At 65.5% G+C, this 22573-nt stretch carries 21 protein-coding genes; 13 read left to right on the top strand and 8 right to left on the bottom strand.

Going from position 1 to position 22573, the window contains the following annotated elements; translation table 11 throughout:
* Positions 1 to 5: 5 nt before the first annotated feature.
* The gene (grpE, locus tag OGR47_RS06170) at positions 6 to 614 is read right to left on the bottom strand and encodes a nucleotide exchange factor GrpE (protein WP_165047904.1); all 609 of its coding nucleotides are present in this window, start codon (positions 612 to 614) and stop codon (positions 6 to 8) included.
* 132 nt (positions 615 to 746) lie between these two features.
* On the opposite strand from grpE, the gene OGR47_RS06165 reads away from it, so the two are divergent.
* A complete protein-coding gene (locus tag OGR47_RS06165) occupies positions 747 to 1448 on the top strand; it encodes a hemerythrin domain-containing protein (protein WP_165047903.1) in 702 nt (233 codons plus the stop codon).
* 129 nt (positions 1449 to 1577) lie between these two features.
* Here the strand turns inward: OGR47_RS06165 and OGR47_RS06160 are convergent, their stop codons facing one another.
* Together OGR47_RS06160 and gshB are read right to left on the bottom strand one after the other, a co-directional pair.
* Positions 1578 to 4385 (bottom strand): [protein-PII] uridylyltransferase, encoded by a 2808-nt coding sequence (locus OGR47_RS06160; protein ID WP_165047901.1) that lies wholly within the window; start codon positions 4383 to 4385, stop codon positions 1578 to 1580.
* A gap of 5 nt (positions 4386 to 4390) precedes the next feature.
* Positions 4391 to 5347 (bottom strand): glutathione synthase, encoded by a 957-nt coding sequence (gene gshB / locus OGR47_RS06155; protein ID WP_165047899.1) that lies wholly within the window; start codon positions 5345 to 5347, stop codon positions 4391 to 4393.
* 128 nt (positions 5348 to 5475) lie between these two features.
* Here gshB and OGR47_RS06150 point away from each other — a divergent pair, with 128 nt between their 5' ends.
* A complete protein-coding gene (locus tag OGR47_RS06150; protein ID WP_165047896.1) occupies positions 5476 to 6798 on the top strand; it encodes a methyl-accepting chemotaxis protein in 1323 nt (440 codons plus the stop codon).
* 1025 nt (positions 6799 to 7823) lie between these two features.
* On the opposite strand, the gene OGR47_RS06145 is transcribed toward OGR47_RS06150, so the two are convergent.
* Positions 7824 to 9557: a hypothetical protein gene (locus OGR47_RS06145; protein WP_165047894.1), complete on the bottom strand. Its 1734-nt coding sequence runs from the start codon at positions 9555 to 9557 to the stop codon at positions 7824 to 7826.
* A 159-nt stretch (positions 9558 to 9716) separates the two neighbouring features.
* On the opposite strand from OGR47_RS06145, the gene OGR47_RS06140 reads away from it, so the two are divergent.
* The 5 genes from OGR47_RS06140 to OGR47_RS06120 all read left to right on the top strand — a co-directional run bounded on the left by OGR47_RS06140 (position 9717) and on the right by OGR47_RS06120 (position 14184).
* Complete coding sequence (locus tag OGR47_RS06140) at positions 9717 to 10250, top strand: SixA phosphatase family protein (RefSeq protein WP_165047892.1); 534 nt, start codon at positions 9717 to 9719, stop codon at positions 10248 to 10250.
* 24 nt (positions 10251 to 10274) lie between these two features.
* Entirely contained in the window at positions 10275 to 11387 is a 1113-nt protein-coding gene (locus tag OGR47_RS06135; protein ID WP_165047890.1) for a hypothetical protein, read from the top strand.
* Between the two features lie 44 nt (positions 11388 to 11431).
* A complete protein-coding gene (aroC, locus tag OGR47_RS06130; protein WP_165047887.1) occupies positions 11432 to 12505 on the top strand; it encodes a chorismate synthase in 1074 nt (357 codons plus the stop codon).
* A 346-nt stretch (positions 12506 to 12851) separates the two neighbouring features.
* The gene (locus OGR47_RS06125; protein WP_165047886.1) at positions 12852 to 13856 is read left to right on the top strand and encodes a histone deacetylase family protein; all 1005 of its coding nucleotides are present in this window, start codon (positions 12852 to 12854) and stop codon (positions 13854 to 13856) included.
* Between the two features lie 10 nt (positions 13857 to 13866).
* A complete protein-coding gene (locus OGR47_RS06120) occupies positions 13867 to 14184 on the top strand; it encodes a hypothetical protein (protein WP_165047884.1) in 318 nt (105 codons plus the stop codon).
* A gap of 3 nt (positions 14185 to 14187) precedes the next feature.
* Here the strand turns inward: OGR47_RS06120 and OGR47_RS06115 are convergent, their stop codons facing one another.
* On the bottom strand, positions 14188 to 14946 hold the full coding sequence (locus OGR47_RS06115) for a phosphodiester glycosidase family protein (RefSeq protein WP_165047882.1): 759 nt from the start codon (positions 14944 to 14946) through the stop codon (positions 14188 to 14190).
* Positions 14947 to 15072: 126 nt separating this feature from the next.
* On the opposite strand from OGR47_RS06115, the gene OGR47_RS06110 reads away from it, so the two are divergent.
* Complete coding sequence (locus tag OGR47_RS06110) at positions 15073 to 15462, top strand: hypothetical protein (protein ID WP_165047880.1); 390 nt, start codon at positions 15073 to 15075, stop codon at positions 15460 to 15462.
* Between the two features lie 75 nt (positions 15463 to 15537).
* The gene (gene ribB, locus OGR47_RS06105) at positions 15538 to 16620 is read left to right on the top strand and encodes a 3,4-dihydroxy-2-butanone-4-phosphate synthase (protein WP_165047878.1); all 1083 of its coding nucleotides are present in this window, start codon (positions 15538 to 15540) and stop codon (positions 16618 to 16620) included.
* A 168-nt stretch (positions 16621 to 16788) separates the two neighbouring features.
* On the opposite strand, the gene OGR47_RS06100 is transcribed toward ribB, so the two are convergent.
* Complete coding sequence (locus tag OGR47_RS06100) at positions 16789 to 17781, bottom strand: tyrosine recombinase XerC (RefSeq protein ID WP_165047876.1); 993 nt, start codon at positions 17779 to 17781, stop codon at positions 16789 to 16791.
* A 220-nt stretch (positions 17782 to 18001) separates the two neighbouring features.
* Positions 18002 to 18325, bottom strand: coding sequence for a DUF1476 domain-containing protein (locus OGR47_RS06095; protein ID WP_165047874.1), 324 nt, complete (start codon positions 18323 to 18325; stop codon positions 18002 to 18004).
* Between the two features lie 361 nt (positions 18326 to 18686).
* On the opposite strand from OGR47_RS06095, the gene purC reads away from it, so the two are divergent.
* From purC to purQ, 4 genes are all read left to right on the top strand, one after another.
* A complete protein-coding gene (gene purC / locus OGR47_RS06090) occupies positions 18687 to 19481 on the top strand; it encodes a phosphoribosylaminoimidazolesuccinocarboxamide synthase (protein ID WP_165047872.1) in 795 nt (264 codons plus the stop codon).
* 24 nt (positions 19482 to 19505) lie between these two features.
* Positions 19506 to 19880 carry a Uma2 family endonuclease gene (locus OGR47_RS06085; protein ID WP_246729513.1) on the top strand — a complete coding sequence of 125 codons (375 nt, stop codon included), beginning with the start codon at positions 19506 to 19508 and terminating at the stop codon, positions 19878 to 19880.
* 274 nt (positions 19881 to 20154) lie between these two features.
* Positions 20155 to 20391: a phosphoribosylformylglycinamidine synthase subunit PurS gene (gene purS / locus OGR47_RS06080; RefSeq protein WP_165047870.1), complete on the top strand. Its 237-nt coding sequence runs from the start codon at positions 20155 to 20157 to the stop codon at positions 20389 to 20391.
* Positions 20392 to 20509: 118 nt separating this feature from the next.
* Positions 20510 to 21199 (top strand): phosphoribosylformylglycinamidine synthase subunit PurQ, encoded by a 690-nt coding sequence (gene purQ / locus OGR47_RS06075; RefSeq protein WP_165047868.1) that lies wholly within the window; start codon positions 20510 to 20512, stop codon positions 21197 to 21199.
* Positions 21200 to 21385: 186 nt separating this feature from the next.
* Here the strand turns inward: purQ and holA are convergent, their stop codons facing one another.
* Positions 21386 to 22408, bottom strand: coding sequence for a DNA polymerase III subunit delta (holA, locus tag OGR47_RS06070; protein ID WP_165047866.1), 1023 nt, complete (start codon positions 22406 to 22408; stop codon positions 21386 to 21388).
* Positions 22409 to 22573 lie beyond the last annotated feature (165 nt).

Below are 22573 nucleotides of genomic sequence, written 5' to 3'. Positions count from 1 at the left end.
GCGGATCAGGCCTTGGGGCCGCCTCGGGTCACGCCGACCTTCGCCGGGCGCAGCACGCGGTCGCCGATCGTATAGCCCTGCTCCATGACCTGCGCGACCGTGCCGGCGGGCTTGGTCTCGTCCGGCATTTCGTAGAGCGCCTCGTGCAGATTGGGGTCGAATTTGGCGCCCAGCGCCTCGATCGGCTTCACCCCGAAGCGGGCGAGTCGCGACAGAAAGTCTCGCTCGATGACCCCGATGCCGTCGAGCAGCGTCGCCGCGACGGGGTCGAGATTGGCGCGCGCCTCAGCCGGCACGCTCTCCGCCGCGCGCCGCAGATTATCGACGAAAGCCAGCATTTCGCGGGCGAGGCTCGTCACGCCATAAAGCTTGGCGTCGGCCACCTCCTTCTCGGCGCGGCGGCGGACGTTCTCCGATTCCGCCATGGCGCGCAGAAGCTTGTCCTTGAGGCTGGCGGTCTCCTGATAGAGGTTCTCGAGCTCCGTGAAGGGCTCCGGCTCGCCGATGGGCGCTTCCGCCGAGGGTTGCGACAGGGAGGACGCATGCGCCGCATTCTCCTCCGCGCCCTTCGGCGGGGTCTCGGCGTTGTTTCCGGCGTTGCTCTGGTCGCTCATGCTCTTGTCCGTCTTTTTTAGGATAAGGGGCGTTCTTCAAAGGCCTCGATATCAGCGCTTGGGGCGCCAAAATCAAGTCGGAACGGGTTCCGCGGGCGGGGCGATCCGGCCCATATCGAAAAGGAGCTTCCCATGAGCGCATTCAACGACGCCCGCCGCCGCTTGGTCATCGCCGCCGGCGCAGGCCTCCTGCTGGCCGGGACCGACCGCGGCATGGCCGAAGCGGCCGATAAGGAGGTCGGCGCGGTGGAAGACCTCATGCGCGAGCATGGCGTCCTCCGCCGGGCGATTCTCGCCTATCGCAACATGGCCGCGAAGCTTCGCGCCGATCCGGCGAGTCTCGATCCCCATCTGCTCGGGCGCGCTGCGACGCTGTTTCGCAGCTTCGGCGAAGATTATCACGAGAAAAAGCTCGAAGAGGCCCATATCTTTCCGACGATCAAAAAGGCCGGCGGGCCAGCGGCGCCTTATGTCGATGTCTTGATCGCCCAGCACCGGCGGGGCTGGGAACTGACCGACTATCTTCTCGACATCGCCCGCAGGGGCGCGATTGGAGCGGGCGAGGCGGAGAGGCTGGCGCATTCCCTGGACGGGATCGAGCTGATGTACGCCCACCACGCCGCGCGCGAGGATACGATCATCTTTCCGGCTTGGAAAAACGCGCTCTCAGACCGTGACCTCGACGACATGGGCGATCTGTTCGAGGACATCGAGCGCCGCCAATTCGGCAAGGACGGTTTCGAGGACGCGATGGCGCAAATCGCACGCATCGAGGAGGCGCTCGGCATCGCCGACATTTCGCAGTTCACGCCGCCGCTGCCACCGCATGCGTGACGATCTTGCAAAGCGCGCCGTCATTGCGAGCGAAGCGAACAATCCAGGGCAGCGTCGCGGCTCGGGATTGCTTCGTCGCTCCGCTCCTCGCAATGACGGCGGGTGATTGCCTGATAGCTCGCGCGCGCCCTACCCCACGCTCTGCGCTTTCTCCGCCCGCTTCTCCATCGACGGCTCGAAAACCTCTAGCAGCGCCCGCTTGATCGCGGCATGCCGCTGCGGCGCTACGATTTTCGCGCCGGTGAGATCGGTCACGTAGAAAGCGTCCACGGCGCGCTCGCCGAAGGTCACGATATGCGCCGAGGCGATGTTGAGGTTGAGCCTGGAAATGGCGTTGGTGAGCTCGAACAGCAGGCCTTCGCGATCGAGGCCCGAGACCTCGATGACCGTATAGACGTTGGAGAGGCTGTTATCGACCACCACCTCCGGCGCGACATTGAAGGCGGCGAGCGGCTGCTGCTGCTTGGCGCGCGCTTGCACCGCATCGGAGACGATCACCTCGCCGCTCAGCGCCTTGGCGATGAAGTCGGCGATGCGGCGCGCGCGGCGCAGCTCGTCCTCGTCGAAATCGAAGGCGCGCGAGATGAAGATCGTGTCGAGCGCGAGCCCGTCTGCGGTCGTGAAAATATGGGCGTCGACGATATTGGCGCCGCTCGCCGCGCAGCCGCCCGCGATGATGGAGAGCAGCCGGCGGTGATCCGGCGCGATGACCGTCAGCTCCACCGCGCCGCGCGTGCGGTCGAGCTCCACGGCGGTGGCGAGCGGGGTCGTCGCGCCGGCGAGCTTTTCGAGCATATGGGCGTGGCGCACTTTGCGGGCGACGTCGACCTTGAGCCAGTAAGCGGGATAATGCCGTTTGGCGTAGTTCTCGAATTTTTCCGCGCTCCACTCGGGCAGCGCGGCGCATAGCTCGGCGATGGCGCCCGTCACCCGGCTCTTGCGATCGACCGAGGAATGACCGCCGCCGAGCACAACCTCGGTCTCCCAGTAGAGAACGCGCAGAAGCTGCGATTTCCAGGTGTCGAGCACGCCGGGGCCGACCGCGTTGATGTCGCAGACGGTCAGCACGAAGAGCATTTTGAGCCGCTCGACCGTTTGCACGATCGCCGTGAAATTCTCGATCGTCACGCGGTCCGAGAGATCGCGGCTCTGCGCATAGGTCGACATTGTGAGGTGGTGCTCGACGAGCCAGGCGACCGTCTCCGTTTCTCCCGGAGTGAAGCCGAGACGCGGGCACAGCGTGCGCGCCACCTCCATGCCGGCGATCGAGTGATCCTCCTTGCGCCCCTTGGCGATGTCGTGGAGGAACAACCCGAGATAGAGCACCTTGCGATTGACGATCGTGGGGAGAATTTCGCTCACGAGCTGCTGATGCTCGGGCAGGCGCCCGGCCTCGAGATCGGAGAGCGCGCCCACCGCGCGCAGGAGATGCTCGTCGACCGTGTAGTGATGATACATGTTGAACTGCATCATCGCGACGATGCGGCCGAAATCCGGAATGAAACGGCCGAGCACGCCGGTCTCGTTCATGCGGCGCAGAATGATCTCGGTCATGTTCCGCGACAGCAGGATTTCGAGGAAGAGCCTGTTCGCCTCCTTGTCGGCGCGCAGATCGGCGTCAATCTCCCGCAATGACAGCGTCACAGCGCGTAGCGCGTCGGGATGAAGCGGCAGGCTGTGATGATCAGCCATCCAGAAGAGCCGGATGATATTCACCGGATCGCGGTGAAACACATCTTCATCCGCGACGCTGATGCGGTCATGCGCAATGATGAAGTCGCCATGCAGCACGCGGGCGCGCCGGCGACGGAACGGCTGCATGAAGCGCTCGAAGATCGCACGCGGCTTCGCCTGCCTCTCTTCCAGCGCCGCGCACACGATCGCGGTGAGATCGCCGACATCCTTCGCGACCAGAAAATAATGCTTCATGAAGCGCTCGACGCGCGACAGGCCGGCGCGGTCGTTGTAGCCGAGCCGCCGCGCCATCAGCGGCTGAATATCAAAGGAAATCCGCTCCTCCGCGCGCCCGGTGGCAAAATGCAGATGGCAGCGCACGCGCCACAAGAACTCCTCGCAGCGCTCGAAGAGGGAGAGCTCGGCCGAGGTGAAGAGTCCCGCGGCGACCAGCTCCTCCACGTCGCGCACGCGATAAACATATTTCGAAATCCAGAAGAGCGTATTGAGGTCGCGCAAGCCCCCCTTGCCTTCTTTCACATTGGGCTCGACGAGATAGCGCGAGGCGCCCGCGCGGCGTACGCGCGTGTCGCGTTCGGCAAGCTTCGCCGCCACGAATTCGCGCGCGTCAGAACGCGCCACCTCGCGGTCGAAGGCGTCCTGCAATTCGGTGAAAAGCTCGGCGCTGCCGAGGATGAAGCGCGCCTCCAGCAGCGTGGTGCGGATCGTCATATCGGCGCGCGCCTGGCGCATGCATTCCGCAACGGATCTCGTGGCGTGGCCGACTTTCTGACGCAGATCCCACAAAACATAGAGGATAGCTTCGACAACGCTCTCGCCCCACGGCGTCTGCTTGTAGGGCAGCAGAAAGAGGAGATCGATGTCGGAGCCCGGCGCCAGCATGCCGCGCCCATAGCCGCCGACGGCGACGATGGTCAGCCGCTCCGCGAAGGTCGGATTGTCGGCGGGATAAACGTAAGCGACGACGTAATCATAGATCGCGCCGATCAGCTCGTCCTCGAGCTGCGAAATCAACCGCGCGCAAGCAAGTCCCGATCCCCTGGCCTCCAGCCCGGTGCGCGCGCGGTCGCGTCCCTCGGCGAGGATCGAACGGAAAAGATCGACGACCGCCGTCCGCCGCGCATGGCCCTTCTCCGCCTTGCAAATTTGCGCGATCGGGGCCGCGAGCGCAGCGCGCAGCCCGAGAAAGCCCGTCGCCGGCTCGAGGTCGTCGAAAATGCTTGCGTTCAACGTCTGATCCATCACGCTCATCCTGCGGCGCGCAACGCCATGAGCCGCCGCTCGATCGCCTCGAAGAGGGGCGCGGCAAGATCCGGGCCGCCGACCCTTTTCAGCGCGCGCAGCCCCGTTGGCGAGGTCACGTTTATTTCGGTCAAACGGCCGTCGATCACGTCGATACCCACAAAGACCAGTCCGCGCGCCTTGAGCTCCGGCCCCAGTCTTGCGCAAATCTCCTGCTCGCGCGGATCGAGCTCGGTCGCCGCCGCCGCGCCGCCGCGCACCATATTGGAGCGAATGTCGTCCTGCGCCGGCACGCGGTTGATGGCGCCCATCGCCTCGCCGTCGACGAAGATGATGCGCTTGTCGCCCTTGGCGACCTCCGGCAAAAACTGTTGCACCACCCAGGGCTCGCGGAAGCTCGCGCTGAACATGTCGAAGAGCGAGCCGAAATTGGGGTCGCGCGGCGTAACTTTAAAGACCGCCGCGCCGCCGTGGCCGTAAAGCGGTTTCATGACGATGTCGCCATGCGTCGCCCGGAAGCGCTCGATCGCCGCGCGGTCGCGGGTGATGAGCGTCGGCGGCATGAGGTCCGCGAACTCCATCACGAAGACCTTTTCCGGCGCATTGCGCACATGGCCGGGGTCGTTCACCACCAGCACGCGCGTTTGGATGCGCTCGAGGAAATGCGTCGAGGTGATATAAGCAAGATCGAAGGGCGGGTCCTGCCGCAGCAAAACGACGTCCATCTTGATGAGATCGAGCTCCCTCGCCTCGCCAAGCGCATAATAGCGGGAGGGGTCGTCGAAGACGTCGATATGATGGGCCCGCGCCGTGAGCGTACCCCCTTCGAGGGAAAGCTGGTCAGGCGTGTAGAACCAGAGGCGATGTCCGCGCCGCTTGGCCTCCAGCATGAGGGCGAAGGTCGAATCCCCGGCGAAATTGATCCGCTCGAGGGGGTCCATCTGCACTGCGATTTCCAGCATTTCTCGCTCCCGCCAACGCTTTATACGCGCCTATGCCGCCGCCGTTAACCGACTGTGAAAGAGTGTGAATTAACCTACCCGAACCAATTTCCGGGCCGTCGGGGATCATTAGCAGGACAATCGAGCACATGCGCAATTTTTCCATCGGCGCCGGCCTGGTCTTTCGCCAATTCCTGTTCCTCGCGCTACTGCTCATTATGGGGGCAGCCGCCTATTTCGGCGCCGCGAATGTGCGCGATCTGACGGCGGCGGCAGCCGGGGCCGTCGATCATGCGCAGATGGCGGCTCTCACCAGGGCGGCGCATGACTCGGCAAGCTCCCTTTCCATCGAGCTTTTTATCGGCACGCTGATCTCGAGCTTTCTGATCGTCGGCGTCTCGGTGCCGACCATGCATCGCACAGTCGCGGTGCCGATAAAGAATGTCGCCCGGCAGATGACCGACCTCGCCGCCGGCGACACCAGCCTGGACGTCAGCGACACCGACCGCGCCGATGAGATCGGCGACATCTCCCGCGCGCTCGTCGTGCTTCGCGACGCGGTGCGAGCCAACAATGAAATGGCGGCCGAAATCAAGGCGCGAGACGACCGCGAGGAGCGGTTGCGGCGCGAGGCCGCGATCCGCGAAAAGGTCGAGCATTATTCGGTCGAACTTTCGGCCACCACCGCCAAGCTGGGCGACATGACCAAGCGCATGGCCGCCGCATCCGAGGAAATGATCGTGCACGAACGCAGCGCCCGCGCCGACAGCGATTTTGCCCGCACCGCCTCCACCCAGGCCGCCGCCGACGTCGGCTCGGTCGCGACCGCCTCCGAGCATCTTCTTGCGGCCATCGGCGAGATCAGCAAGCAGGCGGTGGAATCGACGGCCGTTGTGCGCCAGGCCGTGGTCGAAACGAACGGCTCCTCCGCCGAGATGCTGCGCCTTTCCGCGGCGGCCAATCGCGTCGGCGATGTCGTGAACTTGATCTCGAAAATCGCCGCCCAGACCAACCTCCTCGCGCTGAACGCCACGATCGAGGCCGCCCGCGCCGGCGAGGCGGGACGCGGATTCGCCGTCGTGGCGCAGGAGGTCAAAAGCCTTGCGACCCAGACCGGCAAGGCGACGCAGGACATCGCCGATCAGATCGCCGAAATCCAGGCGGCGACCAATATGTCGGTGGCCTCGATGGATAAGATCAAGGCGAAGATCGCCGAGGTCGAGCATATTTCCGCGATCATCACCCAGGCGGTTCACGAGCAGGATACGGCGACCAAGGAAATCGCCCGTAGCGTCCGCTCGGCGGCGACGAGCGCGCAGTCCATGTCCGCCCATGCCGGCCAAGTGGCGGACGCGATGGCGCAGACCGGCGCGGGCGTCGAATCGATGGTGTCGATGGCGCGCGAGATCGACCAGATGGCTCGGGCCATGCAGGCCCATACGGGCGAGCTGGCGAAAAGCCTCGCGAGCTGAGGCGCCATCAACAAACGAAGCTGTCGGCGGGCGCCTCCGGGGCGCCCGTTTTTTATGTCCGCCAAGGCATCGGCTGGCCCGTCCGGTGCCGAGAAGACTGTCACCCTTCTTTCCGGGCCGTTCTGTTACCTCGACGCTGAGTAGCGGCCTGCCCCTCTCCCCGCTTGCGGGGAGAGGCTGGGTGAGGGGCCGGTGCCGGAGCCCGGGCGTTCATTAAAAACCCGTGCGCCCTGCTAAGTTTATCGCTTCCACTCATCCCCCAAGCCCCTCACCCAACCTCTCCCCGCGCGGGGAGAGGGGTAGAGCGCGGCCTTCATCAAGAATCTCGCCGCCTAATTTATCCCCACCCTCCAAACCTCCCTTATGCTTCCCTCGCCTCGCCAACTTGCAGGGGCGCCGTCAGGATCGGCGGCGCCGGCGGGGTCGGTTAAGCGTGGGGCGACGACCCTCGTTCCGCGCGGGAGTCCGGCGCCGCCCGCCGGGTCTCTCCTTCGTGGGGAGATTGCGTGGCGCAAGTCACGCAAAGGCTGGGCATAGTTTTCGTGTCCGCGACACGCGGCCCGAGTACCGAAAGGGAAAGCGCCGGCGGGCCGGAGGCGGCGCATGTTGCCCCCTTGCGACGCGCTCGAAGGCGATCGAGCCTTCGGGAAAGAAGCGGCCGCCGCCTGGCGGTCGTGCTGGACGGAGGAACCGCCACAGGATGGCGCTACTTCGGCCCGGAAAGGTGCGCGCGAATAAAGACCGCAGCCGGGACGCCTTGGTTCCGACGCGCTTATTTTCTCACGCTACCGGCCGAACGGGGCCGGGGCGTCCCGGCTTCCTGGATCAACCTGCGTCGGAAACGGCGGCGGGAGTCGTGGCGCTGAACGCCCCCTCCCCAACCCTCCCCCCGCTTCGCGGGAGAGGGAGCAGGCTGGCGCCTTCACCGAGAATGCTGATCGCGAGCGTCCCCTCTCCCGCTTTAGCGGGGGAGGGACAGGGAGGGGGCCCACGCAGCAATGACCGAACTCCGACGCGAGCACAGCCTATTTGTCGGCAATCGCCTCCACCTCCATGCTCTCCAATATATCCCCCGGCCTGTGCGCCATCGCGTCGAGCGCATTGACGCCCTTCTCGGAAGCGAGACGCACATGCAGCCGCTTGGGCTTCATGACATAGGCCGCCACAGCGTCGGCGATCCTGCGCGCCTTCTCACCGCCCCCGAACACGGCCGCGACGGCCCCCGCCGCCGTTCTGGCATAGTCCGCGCGCAGCTTGTCGACCGGCTTCTTCTCGGTTTTGGATTCGAGCGCCAGCACCCGCTCCACAAGGGCGCCGCCCTCGAGCGTCAGCTCCGCCGATTTCAACGACGACGCCAGCAACGCGGCCTTGGAGACGATCGCCAGGGGAGAAAAGGCGGCGCCCGATACGCCGGCAAAGGTCACGTCGAGCGTCGCCGCGCCCATATCCTTCCCCTCGACGCGCACGGGCGAGAAAACCGCCTCCTGGGTCTTCTCGCGCCATTCCCCGGCGAGCGAGGCCGAGAGGTCGAGACCGCGATAGCCCAGCGCCTGGAATTGCGCCGTCGAGGGCGCCTCGCCCCGCGACGCGAGATCAATGGCGAGCCGATCCACTCGCGCCGTAAGCTTCGTCGGCGCAATCTCGCGGAAGTCGGCGAAATTCGCCTCGATAGAACCAAGGCTGAATTTCGTGCGCGAGCTCTCGCCCAGCCGTGCGTCGGGGAGGTCGCCTTCGAGGCCCTTGGCTTCAAAATGCCCGACCTGCGGAAAGGGACGTTCGACAAGGGAGGACAGACGCGCGTCGCGCAGGCCGAAGCGCTTCAGCGACAGGCGTCCGCCGTCCGAGGCGACGAGCGAGACATCCTCCAGCACAACGTTCCCGACATTGGCGTTGGCCATGCCGCCAGCGGCGACGCGGCCGATTTTTACCGTGTAAGGACTGTCAGAAGGCTCGCCTTTGCCGGTGGCGGCGATCTCGCGAATCTCCAACGAACCCACGTCGACGGAAGCAAGCGCGTCGATGACGCCCTTCAGCAGCGCCGGGTCCGCCTCCGCCTTGTCGGGATCGAATTTCGCAAGCCGCTCGCGAAGCTCCGCGAGGGGAAACGGCAGCGCCCTGCCCTTCACTCCGGTGACGGCGAGACGGCCGATCGTGGTGGTCATCCGCTCGGCTTTATCTTCGATCCTAAGCGATTCGACGCTTTCCTCATCGACGAGCGGCTTTGCCGTCTCCTGCGGATCGAGCCGCGTCGCGAGCGAGAGATGGACGAGCTGACGCAAGTCGATCCCCTTGGCGAGGCTCGCGCCCCAGAGATAGCGCTGCGCGCCGCCATCGGGCTTTTCCACCGTCTGCTCGGCGCCCGCCGCGCGCAGGAGGGCGATTCTGCCGGCGACGATGTCGGCAACTTCTATGTCGCGATAGGCGCTTCGCTCCACGATCCCGCCGGCCCTGGTCTCGGTCGTAAGCGCGGGAATACGCAGGCTTTTCGCGGAAAGACGCGCGAGCCGACCGTCGACGGCCTTTTCGTCGCCCTTGAAGAGATCGGCGAAATCCATCGCCGAAAAAGAAGCGCCTTTGAGCTCAAGACGGGGAATGCGATAGGTCGTGGCGCCGACCGTGAAGCTCACATTTTCCAAAGCGATGTCGCTCTCGCCCGCCAGCGGGGCCAGCGGGGCGAGGCACGCCGCAGCGACAAGGCCAGAAAAAACAACGCGCGCCAGAGCCGCCTTCCGTTGTCTAAGCTCTTGCATGATCGTCACTTGAAGATCCTTAGCGGGGCAGGTGGCGGACGGAGCTTGCACGGCGCGCGAGGCCGGGTAAAGCCTCGATGAGTAATCCCCGCATTCCAAGGGGCGCACGGTGGTAAATCGCCCGCGCGAGATTAGCCCCAACTTTCGAATGCGTGCTACAGAGGCGCCATGCGACGACTGCTTCTTCTGCGCCACGGCAAAGCCGATCGACACTCAGCTGGGGGAGACCGCGAGCGCCCGCTCACGCGGCGCGGCGAGGACGACTCCCGCCGCATGGGAGCCTTTTTGCGCGAGGCGGGAATTACCCCCGATCTCGCCGTCGCCTCCAACGCGCGCCGCGCCAAGCAGACGATGGAGCTGACGCTCAAGGCCTTTCCCGGCCATGTCACGCATGTCGTCGAGAATACGATCTATCTTGCCGAGGCCGACCATCTCGTGGACGTGCTGCGGCAAACGCCCGACAAGGCGCAAACCCTGCTGGCGGTGGGCCATAATCCGGGTTTCGCCGAGCTTGCTGTCTGGCTCGCGGGGAGCGGCGAGGAGAAAGAGCTCGCTCATATGCGCTCGAGCTTTCCAACAGCCGCGCTTGCCATTCTCGATTTCGATACCGAACATTGGGCAGAGGTGCGCAGAGGCGCCGGCCGGCTCCAGCGCTTCGTGACGCCCTCGACATTGGGCGGCGACGCGGACGATCCGGACTGAGCTTTACCTAAGTCGCAGGGGCAGATGCTGATCGAAACGCTCGTGACGCTCATCGCCGCCGCCGCGCCCGCCAAGCCGCCGCCGCTGGCGATCGCCCCCGCCTCGCTCTTTTGGCGCACGCCGACGCCCGCCTATGCGCCCGAAAAGCGCGCCGTCGACAATTGGCGCGTCGAAAGCGCCCTCTGGCTCGACATGAAGCCGCTCGACGCCGCGAGACGCGCCCTCGACGCCGAGGATGGCGAACCGGCGCGCTGCGTGAAGCTCAATAATTATTGGTGCGTGAAAAGCGCCGGCTGGAACGGCGAGATCGCCGCCGACGCAGACGGGCATGTCGCTTTCGCCTCGGCCGAGGAAGGCGCCGCCGTCGCGGCTTTGCTGCTGCGGCGCTATTACGTCGATTACAAGCGCCACAGCGCCCGCGCCATCGTCGAGCGATGGGCGCCGGCGCAATGCTCGCTTGTGATCGCACGCGCGACGCCCCCCGCAGCGCCCCGGTCGACTCCGATCGTGGCGGCCGGCCAGACGGCGAAAGTGACGCCGGCGTCTCGCGCCGGCATGATGCGCATGCTGCCACAGCGCATCGTGCCGATGGGGCTCGCGCCGCGCGGCTTGCAGAATACGCTGCGCGCCCGCTGGCTTGCCGCCCATGGCCGCGGCGACGTCGGCTGGGGAGCGCGACGCGCCCGCCCCGGGACGCCGGATCTCATCCCGGCTCCGTCGATCATGGCGGGCGTGTCCGAGGCGCTGCCCAAGCGCGCCAAACCACTGCCGGCGCCGTTGCCCGAGCCCAACCTCAACGCGACAGCCTCGCTCGCCGCCCTTCCGCCGCCGCTTCCACCCCTGCCCTCGATTGGCTCGGTCGACTGCTCGGGCGAGCTGGCGCGCATCGGCAATTACGCCGCGCATGTCTCGGAGGGAATCGCCGCGACGCCGAACGACGACCTCGCGCTGTTCGACGCCGACGGACAGCCGACGGACAATCTCGCCAAGGCGCTCGTCAATATGGCCGCCGTCGAAATCGGCCCCGCCCGACCGCGCGGGGGACTGGTGACGGCGGCTGTCGCGCAGCTGAAGCGGCTTTTGGATCAACCAGCGACGCCCGGCGCGGGGGCGCCCGAAGCGACCTCGCGGCGATGAGGCACCCGTTTGACCCGCCCGCCCGCGCGACTTAGAACGCGCCCATGTCCCACAACAGCTTCGGCCACCTTTTCCGCGTCACCACTTTCGGCGAAAGCCATGGAATCGCGCTTGGCGCGATCGTCGACGGCTGCCCGCCCGGGATCGCGTTGACGGAGGCCGACATCCAGGGTTTTCTCGACAAGCGGAAGCCCGGTCAATCGCGCTTCACCACGCAGCGGCGCGAGGCGGATGAAGTGAAAATTCTGTCCGGCGTCTTCACTGACACCGAGGGCCGGCAGGTCACGACCGGCACGCCGATCGCGCTCATGATCGAGAACACCGACCAGCGCTCGAAGGATTACGGCGAGATCGCCAATAAATACCGTCCCGGCCACGCCGACTTTGTCTATGAGGCGAAATACGGCATTCGCGACTATCGCGGCGGCGGGCGCTCATCGGCGCGCGAAACCGCCGCGCGCGTCGCGGCCGGCGCGGTGGCGCGCAAAGTGATCCCGGGCGTGACGATGCGCGGCGCCCTGGTGCAGGTCGGCCCGCACAAGATCGACCGCGCCCGCTTCGACTGGGCGGAGGTCGAGCGCAATCCGCTCTTCTGCCCCGACGCCGTCATGGCCGCGCAATGGGCCGACTATCTCGACAGCGTGCGCAAGGCCGGCTCCTCCATCGGCGCCGTGGTGGAGGTTGTCGCGGAAGGCGCGCCGGCCGGCTGGGGCGCGCCGCTCTATGGCAAGCTCGACGCCGATCTTGCTTCGGCCATGATGTCGATCAACGCTGTGAAGGGCGTCGAGATCGGCGACGGCTTCGCCGCCGCGGAGCTGACGGGCGAGGAAAACGCCGACGAAATGCGCGCCGGTCCGACATTTCTCTCGAACCACGCCGGCGGCGTGCTCGGCGGGCTCTCGACGGGGCAGCCGATCGTTGTGCGCTTCGCGGTGAAGCCGACCTCCTCGATCCTAACGCCCCGCCGCACCATCGACCGCGCGGGCAATGAGACGAAAATCGTCACCAAGGGCCGCCACGATCCCTGCGTCGGCATCCGCGCCGTGCCGGTGGGCGAAGCGATGATGGCCTGCGTGCTGGCGGACCACTTTCTGCGGCACAGGGGGCAGATCGGCTGAGCGAATCCCTCCATTTAACGAGGCCTAAGGGAGTCACACATTTCGGGGACGTCATGGCCGGGCTTGTCCCGGCCACCCACGCCAACGGGCACAGCCCTGCCACGGACAGGACCGGCTCTGCGCCAAAGACCGACCCGGGCGACGTTCCTAATGGAGTATTTTTCGAGGGTGGGGTCCAGCCGCCTAACATGAGCCGTCACTGCGCGGCGTGGATGGCCGGGACGAGCCCGGCCATGACGGGGTAGCATGCGGTAGCCCTTTACAAGGAGGTAGGGGGTCGCCGCCCTTGCCTGCCACGAACACAATCGATAAGCGCAGCGGAAATTTCCAAAGGGGAGCGTCGATCATGGCCTCGATCACCCGCCGCGCCGCCCTCGCCGGCGCCGCAAGCCTCGCCGCCGTCGGCGCGCAGGCAGGGGCCTCTTCCACCCTCTTCGTCTCCCACCCCGCCGAACTCGAACACGACCCCGGCCCCGGCTTCCCCGACAGTCCCGCGCGGCTGACGGCGCTCTTCTCGCGGCTGGGCGAACCCAGCTTCGCCGCGCTCTCGCGTCTCGAAGCGAGCGAAGCGCCGCGAGAGGCGCTGCTGCGCGTTCATTCGGCCGCGCATCTTGCGCATCTGGAGCAAGCCGCGCCGAAGGAGGGCCAGGCGCGCCTCGGCAATGACCTCGTCATGAGCGCTGGAACGCTACGCGCCGCATATCTTGCGGCCGGCGGCGCCGTCGCAGCGATCGACGCCGTCATGACAAAACAAGCGCGCAACGCCTTCGTCGCTGCGCGCCCGCCCGGCCATCATGCGCGCGTCGAAGCGCCGATGGGCTTCTGCTTCTTCAACAACGCCGCCATCGCGGCGCGTCACGCACTTGCGGCGCTCGGCGCCGAGCGCGTCGGCATCGTCGATTTCGATGTGCATCACGGCAACGGCGTGCAGGAAATTTTCTGGAGCGAGAAGAACGTCCTTTATTGCTCGACGCATCAGATGCCGCATTACCCCGGCACGGGCGCCGTTACGGAGACAGGCGCTTACGACAACATCGTCAATGCGCCGCTGCGCAAGGGAGACGGGGGCGAGGCTTTTCGCGCCGCGATCAAGACCCGCATCCTTCCCCGGCTCGACGCCTTCCGGCCGGATATTGTCATCATCTGCGCAGGCTTCGACGCGCATCTTCACGACCCGCTCGGCGGGCTGCGTCTCGTGGAACCGGATTTCCGCGAGGCGACGCTGCGCATAATGGAGGTCGCTGCGCGGCGCTGCGACGGGCGCATCGTATCGCTGCTCGAAGGCGGCTATCGTCCGCCCGATCTCGCGGCCTCCGTCGCGGCGCATGTCGGCGCGCTGATGAGCGCCTGAAGAGGGTCATATGAAAAAAGCTTTCGCCCTGTCGTTGCTGGTCGCCTTCCTTCCGCCAACGGCGCAAGCCCACCACCTCGACGACTACGACGCGCGCATCCGCGCCGAAGCCAGCCTCCCCGCAGCATGGTTCGCCTGCAAGACGAACGACGATTGCGCGCTCGTCTCCGTGCCTTGCCAATCGGGCCTCGCTGTGAGCGCCACTTATGCCGAGGAAGCGCAGGATAGGTTGAACCATACATATTTCTTCTGCCTCGGCTCGGCGGTGGACGATGTGGCCGCTTCCTGCGAGGCGCGCCGCTGCGTCACCGAGCCGAAGAAAAAATAGACCTCAACGCGCCGCATTCTCCACGACGCCAACCAGCGGTCCCATCGGGTGAAAGCGATCGTGGCGCGAGATCGACGGCGCGTAGAGCGCCGAAGCAGAGCCGCCGTCGAGAAAGAGTGCGTCTGGACACTTCAGCCGATCGCGAAAGAGCGACGCGAATTGGTGGAAGGTCACCGGTTGGTTCGAGATGGCGAAGCGCACGACATGCCCGCCGAAAACGCCGACGCCATTGCGAAACTTCTCCGACGTCCCGCTCTCGTGAATATGCGGATTGATCCGCCCGCCCATCAGCAGCATCGGCCCCGACTGCGTGGCGTAGGTGGGATGCGCGCCCGATCTCAAGAATCGGCTCGTCTCCGTCACGCCGGCGCGCGCGCCATCGATCCAAAAGACCCCATTGGGCTTCAGGTGAAAATTGCCCGCGCCATTCGCGGTATTGGCGGCATGCGACATTTTGCCCGCTTCGACATAAAGGCCCACGGGCGAAAAATCTTCGCCATACATCCCCGCGTTCATCGCGAAGATGAGGCTTTGCCCCTTCGCAGAAAGATCGTCCGCTAGGCGTGAGAAAGCGCCATAGATTTCGCCCTTCGCGTCACGCAGAAACAGCCTGATCGACGATCGCCGCGCGTCATAGTCGCAGACCGTATAGGAGGCGCCCGCTTGCGACATCTCCACACAGGCGGCGTCGGCGGCTCGCGGCGCGGCGCAGATCAGGGTCAGCGCAAGCGCTGTGGTTAACCGTCGATTAGCGATGCGCATGAAACCCTTTCCAGCTCGACGAAACGGGCAAGGCCCGCGTTTCGATAAAGTTTTTCGGAAAAACCGTTTCGAATTGTCAAGATATGGGCGCTATTCATTGCGGGAGGACAACGGTGGGAGGCTAGATTGCTCGGCTTCGAGATTTGGAAGAACGGCGAGAAGCTCGCAACGGCTGGCGTCAACGAGAACGGCGTGATTTCCTTCATGCTCACCTGGGTCGGCAAGGGAGCCGGGGCTCCTTCCCTCCTGGCCGACGGCCCTGCCATCGAGGGCCTCGATCTGCGCGTGGGCGGCATCGACGCCTCCGATCCCGCCGGGGAGCAGAGCGTCGAATGGATCGAGGATACGGGCCTGCATATCGGCGACGACATCCGGATCAAGCTCGTTTCCACCGACGCCGTCGACGCCCCTGCCCGCCGCGAGCCGACCGAGGGCCTTCCGGCAGGGCAGCTTCGCTTCCTCCCCTGCACCAACTGCGGCGCGCCGCGCATCGCAGGCGCCCCGCCGAGCGAATGACCGCGATTTGAATCGGCGCGCCTGCGCCGCTACATATGCGGGAGCGGCGCCGTCCGGCGCCTTTTGGAGACCCGCTTGTCCCACTCCATCACTGAGGCCATCGAGGCCATTGCGCGCGGCGAGATCGTCGTCGTCACCGACGACGACGACCGCGAGAATGAAGGCGATCTCGTCATAGCGGCGTCGCTCTGCACGCCCGAGAAAATGGCCTTCATCATCCGCAATTGCTGCGGCATCGTCTGCGCGCCCTTGACGCTCGAAGAGGCGCGGCGGCTCCATCTTGCGCCCATGGTGGCGCAGAACGACGCCCCGCTCGGCACGGCCTTCACCGTCTCCGTCGACGTGCGCCATGGGCTCACCACCGGCATTTCCGCCGAGCAGCGCTGCAATACGGTGCGGGCGCTGGCCAACGGCAATATGGGCGCGGGCGATTTCGTGCGGCCGGGCCATGTCTTCCCGCTCATCGCCAAGGACGGCGGCGTGCTGATGCGCTCCGGCCATACGGAAGCCGCCGTGGATCTGTGCCGGCTCGCCGGCCTGCCGCCGGTCGGCGTGATCTGCGAATTGGCCAATGACGACGGCACGGTGATGACCGGGTCGCAGATCGTCGAATTCGCGCAAAAGCACGGCCTCAAGCTTGTCTCGGTCGCCGATCTCATCGCCTATCGCCAGGCGCGCGAAAAGCTCGTCGAGCGCGTCGCCACCTTCCCCGTGCATACGGAATATGGCGATTTCACCGGCCACGCCTATGTCACGCCCTTCGACAGCGTCCAGCATTTCGCCTTTGTGATGGGCGCGATTGGCGACGGCCGCGACGTGCCGGCGCGGCTGCACCGCGCCGATATTCTCGCCGACGTCATGGGCGGCGCGCCGACCATCAAGAAGACGCTCGCGCGCTTCGCCCGCGAAGGCCATGGCGTGCTGGTTTATTTGCGCGACGGCGCGGCCGGCGTGCCGACCAATGTCGTCGGCCTCTCGGATGAGAACGCCGAAGAAACGCGCAAGCGGCAATGGCTCGACGTCGGCCTCGGCGCACAGATTTTGAAGGACATCGGCGTGTCGTCGATCCGGCTGCGTTCGTCTTCGGCCAAGCCGCGGGCGTTTGTGGGGCTGTCGGGGTTCGGGATCGAGATTACGGCGGTGGAGCCGGTGGAGTAATATCAGGCGTTTTGCATAAACCGCTCACGCTGGGCATGTCATTCCCGACGGGCCGGAGGCCCGCTCGGGAATCCAGAGCCAAGTAGGCTGGCTTTGCCCCGGATTTCCGATCACTCGCTACGCGAGCGTCGGGAATGACAGGGAACCAAACGCCGATGAGCGCCGGCGTTAATCCGCTCTCGGATGTGCTGACTTATAAGCATCGAGCAGGCGCTTCTTGTCGACGGCCGTATAAATCTGCGTCGTCGACAACGAGACGTGCCCCAGAAGCTCCTGGATCGTGCGCAGATCGCCGCCGCGCCCGAGAAGATGCGTCGCGAAAGAGTGGCGTAGCGCATGCGGCGTCGCGCTGTCGGGCAGGCCCAGCGCCCCGCGCAGGCGCTGAACGGCGAGTTGCACGATTCGCGGCGACAACGGCCCGCCCTTGACGCCCACGAACAGCGGGCCGCCGGAGAGTTCATAGGGGCAGATCGCAAGATAGGCTTCGATCGCCCGCCGCACGGGCTCGATCACGGGAAGCGTGCGCGTCTTGTTCCCCTTGCCGGTGATCGTCATCCGGTCGATGCGGCCAATAGGCGCCTCGGCGTGCGCGATCGACAGCGCCTCGGAGATGCGCAGCCCCACGCCATAGAGCAAAGCGAGCACGGCGGCGTCTCGCGCCAGCACCCAGGGTTCACGCGCCTCGCCCGCCCGCTGCTCCGGGTCGATGAGATCGCGGGCGTCTTGGACGGCGAGCGCCTTGGGCAGGCTGTGCGGCTTCTTGGGCGCGCGCACGGCGCCGAAGAGGTCGGTTTTGGCGAGTCCCTTCTTCTCCAGGAACCGCAGGAAATTGCGGATGGCCGCGAGCGCCCGCAGCAGCGAGCGGTTCTCCAGCCCCTCATTGCGGCGCTTCGCCAGATAGGCGCGCAAATCCGCCGGCTGCAATGCGATGAGCGCCGCGGAATCTGGCTTCGCGCCGAGATGTTCCGTGAGAAAGGCCAGAAAGCCTGCGACGTCGCGCGTATAGCCGTCGATCGTGTGGCGCGAGGCGCGTTTTTCGCCCGCGAGCGCCTGCAGCCAAAAACCGGCCTCTCGCGCGATTTGCGGCGCGGCGGAAAACCGCGCGGCGTCGGGCAAAGGCTTTGGAGCCGGACGGGCGTTTCGAGAGGAGGGTTGGCGCATGGGCGAAGCTTGGCGCGCAAAGCTTAAAGGAACGCCTAGGACCGCTCGTCATTGCGAGGAGCAAAGCGACGAAGCAATCCAGGGCAGCTATAGCGGCCCTGGATTGCTTCGCTCCGCTCGCAATGACGGGGAGCCTTAGGCTCGCGGTCCAGAGCATAGCGGTGATTGCCTCCCCATGAAAGGGAGGCGTGCGATCGTCATCTGTTCCGTGGGCGCTTCCTTACTCGCCCGCCTGGATTTCCGCCTTGGCCTTGGCGAGCATTTCTTCCATCGTGCGACGGATCTGATGTTCGGACTGGTCGACGCCGGCGGCCTCGAAGTCCTTCTTCACCGTCGCGACGACCTGCTCGTCGGCATGCGCGGAGACTTCCGCCACCACCAGGGCCTCGGCGTAGGCCTGGGCGTCCGCGCCCGTCTTGCCGAGCTTCTCCGCCGCCCAGAGTCCGATGAGCTTGTTGCGGCGCGCCTCGGCGCGGAACCGCAGCTCCTCGTCGTGGACGTAGCGTTTCTCGAACGAATCTTCGCGCTGGTCGAAAGTGCTCATGTCCATTCCTCGGCCGGTTTTTGTCTTTGCTGGAATCTGGCGGCGAATCCGCCGCGCGCCGCATTTGAATGCGCCGCACGCATATAGGCGAAAACTGCGCCCGGCGCCAATGCCAAGCCGCTTTTGCAACATATTGGGGCATGCGTCGCCAAAAAAGCTGAAACCCGCCCAAAAATAGCGCGTTGTATCGCCTTTCCGTTTCGGATAAAGTGAGGCGTCGCCTTTCTAAGGCGGCCACTGGCTTGTCACTGGCCCCCAAAGACGTTACGACCGCGCATCGTTGCGGTCGGTCACCTTAGCCTCCCGCTCCCTGGACGAATCCCGGTCGCGGGACCATATCGGAGGAGCCGCGGCCGACCCCATGGACTTTCTCAAGCCCCGGTTGATCCCAATGAACCGCCGTCGCCGTATCTACGAAGGCAAGGCCAAGGTCCTCTACGAGGGCCCGGAGCCTGGCACGTTGATTCAGCATTTCAAGGATGACGCCACCGCCTTCAACGCCAAAAAGCATGAAGTCATCGATGGCAAAGGCGTCCTCAACAACCGCATCTCGGAATATATCTTCCAGAACCTCAACAACATTGGGGTGCCGACGCATTTCATCCGCCGGTTGAACATGCGCGAGCAGCTCATCCGCGAGGTCGAGATCGTTCCGCTGGAAGTCGTCGTGCGCAACGTGGCCGCGGGCTCGCTGGCCAAGCGCCTCGGCATCGAGGAAGGCACGCAGCTGCCGCGCTCGATCATCGAGTTCTATTACAAGAACGACGCGCTCGACGATCCGATGGTGTCGGAAGAGCATATCACCGCCTTCGGCTGGGCGACGCCCCAGGAGATCGACGACATCATGGCGCTCGCCATTCGCGTCAACGATTTCCTGTCCGGCTTGTTCCTGGGCGTCGGCATCCGCCTCGTCGATTTCAAGATGGAGTGCGGCCGCCTGTGGGAAGGCGACATGATGCGGATCGTCGTCGCCGACGAAATCTCCCCCGACAGCTGCCGTCTGTGGGACATCAAGTCCAACGACAAGCTGGACAAGGACCGCTTCCGCCGTGATCTCGGCGGGCTGGTGGAGGCCTATACCGAGGTCGCCCGCCGGCTCGGCATCATGCAGGAAGGCGAAACCGTCCGCGTCGGCGCGCCCAAGCTGGTGCAGTAGGAGACCGACCAGAAAGAGGAGGCCATGGGCGTCCCTTTTCTCGACCCTCGACCGATGAACGCGGAGGAATTCTTCGCGTTCACCGCCGCGCGCCCAAACGACGAAAAATGGGAGCTGATCGAGGGGGAGCCGGTCTTGAACGCGTCCGCAAGCCGCCTGCACCAGAAGATCCTTCTCAACCTATCGCTCTTGCTTGGAGCGCTCGCCCGAGGCGGCAATGGTGCTTGGGAAGTTCTGCCAGGCTTGGGCGTTCGTTTATCCGAGATCAGCGTCCCCGTTCCTGACCTCCTGATCCGGCCCAATGACGATCTCAAGGGCGTCGAATGCAGCGACATGATGGTCGCTTTCGAGGTCCTTTCTCCCTCGACCGCCAAACAAGGACCTGCGCTGGAAGCGTAAGGCCTATGCGACGCTGCCGTCCCTGTCACAGTATATTGTCGTCGCTCAGGACGCCGTCGAACTCGTCTCCTACGACCGCAAGACGGGCTTCGCCGAGCGCCGTTTCGAGACGGCGGACGCCGAGCTGGAACTGCCGATCATCGGCGCGCGATTGTCGCTTCGCGACATCTATCGCGACACGGGCCTCCTCTAACGGGCGCGCCCCACGCGGAACGCTTGCCCTTTGCGCGCAAGACCGCTAACCGTGTCGCCAAAGAAACGGAAATCGAGCCCCATGAAAGCACGTGTCGTCGTCACCCTGAAAAACGGCGTCCTCGATCCGCAAGGCAAGGCAATCGAAGGCGCGTTGAACTCGCTCGGCGTCGAGGGCGTCGCCAGCGTCCGTCAGGGCAAGGTGTTCGACGTGGAGATGGCGGGCGCCGACCCCGCCGCCGCCAAGGCGCAGCTCACCGCCGCCTGCGAGAAGCTCCTCGCCAACACCGTTATCGAGAACTACCAGATCGATCTGTGACATTCGCTTTCCCGTCATTGCGAGCGCAGCGAAGCAATCCAGAACCACACCGGGGCTCTGGATTGCTTCGTCGCTCCGCTCTTCGCAATGACGCACGCTGAGAAGAAGAAGAGCCGATATGAAAGCCGCCGTCATCGTATTCCCCGGCTCCAATCGCGAGGGCGACATGGCGCACGCGCTCGAGCAGGCGACGGGGAAGAAGCCCACCATGCTCTGGCACGCCGACCATGAGCTGCCGGCAGGCACGGATCTTGTCGTTCTGCCCGGCGGCTTCTCTTATGGCGACTATCTGCGCTGCGGCGCCATCGCCGGCCGCGCCGCCATCATGGACGCGGTGCAAGCGCATGCCGCGCGCGGCGGCCTGGTGCTCGGCGTCTGCAACGGCTTCCAGATTCTCTGCGAGAGCGGCCTGCTGCCCGGCGTGCTGATGCGCAACGCCAATCTGCGCTTCGTTTGTAAGATGCAGCATTTGCGCGTCGAGCGGAACGACACGGCCTTCACCCGGCAATACGCCAAGGGACAGGTGATCGAGGTCTGCATCGCCCATGGCGAGGGCAATTACGAAGCCGACGACGCGACCATCGAGCGGATGGAGGGCGAAGGGCTCGTCGCATTCCGCTACTGCGATTCGGCAGGCGGCGTAGGCGGCGCCGCGAATCCGAATGGCTCCCGCAACGACATTGCCGGGATCTATTCGGAGCAGCGCAATGTGCTCGGCCTGATGCCGCATCCCGAGAATCTCATCGATCCGCTGGTGGGCGGCGTCGACGGCCGCGCGCTGTTCGAGAGCCTCGCCAGCGCGGCTTAAGCGGGATAACTTTCCAGCTTGTCGCCGCGGCTCCCCCCACCCTGCCTTCCCCGCGAGGGGGAGGGAGGGGATCAATCATCAGCGTAGCCGTCATCGCCAGCCAAGGGCGGGATCACGTCCCCCTTCCCCTTGCGGGGAGGGGCTAGGGGGTGGGGGTCGACAATCTAGATCGTTGCCCGCCCGCGATCACCTTCTCCGCGCCGCCTTCGCCACCCGCCACAATGCCCGCTCGGCCTCCATTTGCGCGCTTGCCGCATTGGCGCGGACGCGGGTTTGGGCCTCGCGCAGCGGCTCGATCAGCGCGGCGAGACGCGCCGAGGTCCAGGCCTTGAGCTGCTCCTCCATCAGCGCGCGATGCATGAAGCCGAAGCCGGCGCGAAACAGCGCCGTGACCCCCGCGTCCGTGCGTCCGCTCTCGCGCTCCATGGCGAGCCGCGCGCGATGCAGCGCCACGGCGTAACGCAGCGCGCCGAAGAGGATCGCGCCCGCATCGCCCCCTTGCGCGAAATAAGCATCGAGCGTCTCGCCCGCGTCGCCGGCGAAGGCCGCCGCCACGACCCGATCGGAAGCAATGCTCGAGGCATGCGCCACGATCGCTTCGACATCCGCCGCTTCGACATGCTCGCGCCCATGCATATAGAGAACGAGCTTGGCGAGCTCGGCGCGACTCATCAGCCGGTCCTCGCCCAGCGCCGCGAGAAGAAGCGCGCGCGCTTCCGGCGTCGCAACGAGATTGGCCTCACGCAGCGTGCGATCGACGAGCGCGTGAATATCCTGCTCGGTGTCGGGCAGGCATTCGATCCCCGCCCCCTGCTTCGCCCCCTCGACCAGCTTGCGTAGCGGCGCATCCTTCTTCAGCGCGCTGGCGGTGAGGACCACTGCGCAGGCGGCAGGCGGGGCCGAGATGAGCGAGGTAACGGCAGGTATGACGGATTTCGCGCCTGTCTCCACGAGAATGGCGCGCCGCCCGCCAAAGAGCGGCGTGGTGTTGGCTTCATCGAGGAGGGTCAGCGGATCGGCGGATACCGCGTCGCCCGAAAGCTCGACGAATTGGAAGGGATCGTGGCGATCATCGACGCGCTTACCGATGATGGCGAGCGCCCGCTCGCGCACCATGCCCGCGTCGGCGCCATGGACGAGAAAGAGAAAGATATTCTCGGGCGGAGACGCAATGAAGCGCTCAGCCTCGCGGCTCGAGACGGCGACCAAGGTTCAGCCCCCTCCCTGTCCCTCTCCCGCTAACGGGGACGACCGTCATTGCGAGCGCAGCGAAGCAATCCAGAGCAACGCCCGCGGCTCTGGATTGCTTCGTAGCTACGCCTCTCGCAATGACAGCAATGTGGATAAATGCGCCTACCCACTCCCCGCTCCCGC

The sequence above is a fragment of the Methylocystis sp. MJC1 genome (assembly GCF_026427715.1).
In the GTDB taxonomy this organism is placed as follows: Bacteria; Pseudomonadota; Alphaproteobacteria; order Rhizobiales; family Beijerinckiaceae; genus Methylocystis.
The sequence above is the reverse complement of the archived record's forward strand: the minus strand, read 5'-3'. Positions and strand labels throughout refer to the sequence as shown.

Excerpts from the sequence above, each read along its gene's own strand:
- grpE (WP_165047904.1), bottom strand. The coding sequence starts at position 614 with ATGAGCGACCAGAGCAACGCCGGAAACAACGCCGAGACCCCGCCGAAG.
- OGR47_RS06165 (WP_165047903.1), top strand. The coding sequence starts at position 747 with ATGAGCGCATTCAACGACGCCCGCCGCCGCTTGGTCATCGCCGCCGGC.
- OGR47_RS06160 (WP_165047901.1), bottom strand. The coding sequence starts at position 4,385 with ATGGATCAGACGTTGAACGCAAGCATTTTCGACGACCTCGAGCCGGCG.
- gshB (WP_165047899.1), bottom strand. The coding sequence starts at position 5,347 with ATGCTGGAAATCGCAGTGCAGATGGACCCCCTCGAGCGGATCAATTTC.
- OGR47_RS06150 (WP_165047896.1), top strand. The coding sequence starts at position 5,476 with ATGCGCAATTTTTCCATCGGCGCCGGCCTGGTCTTTCGCCAATTCCTG.
- OGR47_RS06140 (WP_165047892.1), top strand. The coding sequence starts at position 9,717 with ATGCGACGACTGCTTCTTCTGCGCCACGGCAAAGCCGATCGACACTCA.
- OGR47_RS06135 (WP_165047890.1), top strand. The coding sequence starts at position 10,275 with ATGCTGATCGAAACGCTCGTGACGCTCATCGCCGCCGCCGCGCCCGCC.
- aroC (WP_165047887.1), top strand. The coding sequence starts at position 11,432 with ATGTCCCACAACAGCTTCGGCCACCTTTTCCGCGTCACCACTTTCGGC.
- OGR47_RS06125 (WP_165047886.1), top strand. The coding sequence starts at position 12,852 with ATGGCCTCGATCACCCGCCGCGCCGCCCTCGCCGGCGCCGCAAGCCTC.
- OGR47_RS06120 (WP_165047884.1), top strand. The coding sequence starts at position 13,867 with ATGAAAAAAGCTTTCGCCCTGTCGTTGCTGGTCGCCTTCCTTCCGCCA.
- OGR47_RS06115 (WP_165047882.1), bottom strand. The coding sequence starts at position 14,946 with ATGCGCATCGCTAATCGACGGTTAACCACAGCGCTTGCGCTGACCCTG.
- OGR47_RS06100 (WP_165047876.1), bottom strand. The coding sequence starts at position 17,781 with ATGCGCCAACCCTCCTCTCGAAACGCCCGTCCGGCTCCAAAGCCTTTG.
- OGR47_RS06095 (WP_165047874.1), bottom strand. The coding sequence starts at position 18,325 with ATGAGCACTTTCGACCAGCGCGAAGATTCGTTCGAGAAACGCTACGTC.
- purC (WP_165047872.1), top strand. The coding sequence starts at position 18,687 with ATGGACTTTCTCAAGCCCCGGTTGATCCCAATGAACCGCCGTCGCCGT.
- OGR47_RS06085 (WP_246729513.1), top strand. The coding sequence starts at position 19,506 with ATGGGCGTCCCTTTTCTCGACCCTCGACCGATGAACGCGGAGGAATTC.
- purS (WP_165047870.1), top strand. The coding sequence starts at position 20,155 with ATGAAAGCACGTGTCGTCGTCACCCTGAAAAACGGCGTCCTCGATCCG.
- purQ (WP_165047868.1), top strand. The coding sequence starts at position 20,510 with ATGAAAGCCGCCGTCATCGTATTCCCCGGCTCCAATCGCGAGGGCGAC.